The following is a 1384-nucleotide window of genomic DNA, read 5'->3' as shown; positions in this document are numbered from 1 at the left end:
AAGACTGCCATGGCGTTGAAAGCTTTGAGCATCAATAGAGAACTTCTCCAATAGATAGTTTTTTGCTTCCCGAAGAAGAATTTGGCCATGCTCTAGCTCAATTTTCCCCTTACGTTCTTCCAGTTCAACCAACTCGTTTAGCAAGGTTTCTCGACTTCCTAGACCAATTGCACCACTTAAATCTTGTGGTGCTTTCGCTTTTGGCTTATCAATGACATGCAATAACTGAAGAGGTGAATTCAATTTATCGCTAAACCAAGCTGCATAATCACAAACGGTATTTGTTGCTAATGATCCATCAATACATGCAATAATTTTTGACATAATTCATCCCTCTTAGTGGCTATTTAAGCGATCTAAAGCATCTGGCTTATCATGGATACCAAACTTATCGACTAACGTTTTACTGGCTTCATTCATTCCAATCAGTTCGACTTCTGTTCCTTCACGTCTAAACTTAATGACCACTTTATCTACGGCAGCGACCGCAGACACATCCCAAAAGTGAGCCTGACTAACATCAATCACAACTTTTGAAAGTGCTTCTTTGAAATCAAATGCAGAAGTAAATTTATCTGCTGAGCTGAAGAACACTTGACCTGTTACCGTATAAGTACGGGTATTTTCAGGTTCATTAAATTCGGACTGAATTGCCATGTAGCGTTCAATTTTGTTGGCAAAAAATAATGCAGAAAGAAGTACACCAACTAATACGCCATAAGCCAAATTATGTGTCGCAACGACCACGATGACTGTAACGATCATCACAATATTGCTAGATAAGGGATATTGGCGGATATTGCGTAGTGAATCCCAGTTAAATGTTCCAATTGCTACCATGATCATGACAGCAACCAGTGCAGCCATTGGAATGGCTTTAAGCCAGTCACTGATAAACACCACCATAATTAACAGAAAGACCCCTGCACTAAATGATGATAAACGGGTACGTCCACCAGATTTCACATTAATAATGGATTGACCAATCATGGCACAGCCTGCCATTCCGCCTAAGAAGCCTGAAGCGACATTGGCAACACCTTGCCCTTTACATTCTCGGTTTTTATCACTGGTGGTATCTGTTAAATCGTCGACAATTGTTGCGGTCATCATGGACTCAAGTAAACCCACGGCTGCCAAACCTAGTGAATAGGGTAAAATAATCACTAAAGTTTCAAGATTTAAAGGGATATCAGGAAGTAAGAAAATAGGTAATGTATCTGGTAATTGCCCCATATCACCTACGGTTCTTACATCTAAACCAATGAACAAGGCAAAAAGCGTAAGGAGGACAATACAGATGAGGGGAGAGGGTAAAAGTTTCCCTATTACTGGGATATAAGGGAATAGATAAATAATAGCTAAACCGCCAATTGTCATCGCA

Annotated in this window: 2 protein-coding genes; both read right to left on the bottom strand. The window is 40.0% G+C overall.

Annotated features, from left to right (window positions below; all coding sequences use genetic code 11):
- Window positions 1-324, bottom strand: a 324-nt coding sequence (locus F902_RS00025; RefSeq protein WP_005199235.1) for a universal stress protein, incomplete at its 3' end; no start/stop codon positions are given.
- A 12-nt stretch (window positions 325-336) separates the two neighbouring features.
- On the bottom strand, window positions 337-1384 hold a 1048-nt coding region (locus F902_RS00020; protein WP_005199233.1), incomplete at its 5' end, for a SulP family inorganic anion transporter.

The organism is Acinetobacter higginsii (assembly GCF_000369525.1).
In the GTDB taxonomy this organism is placed as follows: domain Bacteria; phylum Pseudomonadota; class Gammaproteobacteria; order Pseudomonadales; family Moraxellaceae; genus Acinetobacter; species Acinetobacter higginsii.
The sequence above is the reverse complement of the archived record's forward strand: the minus strand, read 5'-3'. Positions and strand labels throughout refer to the sequence as shown.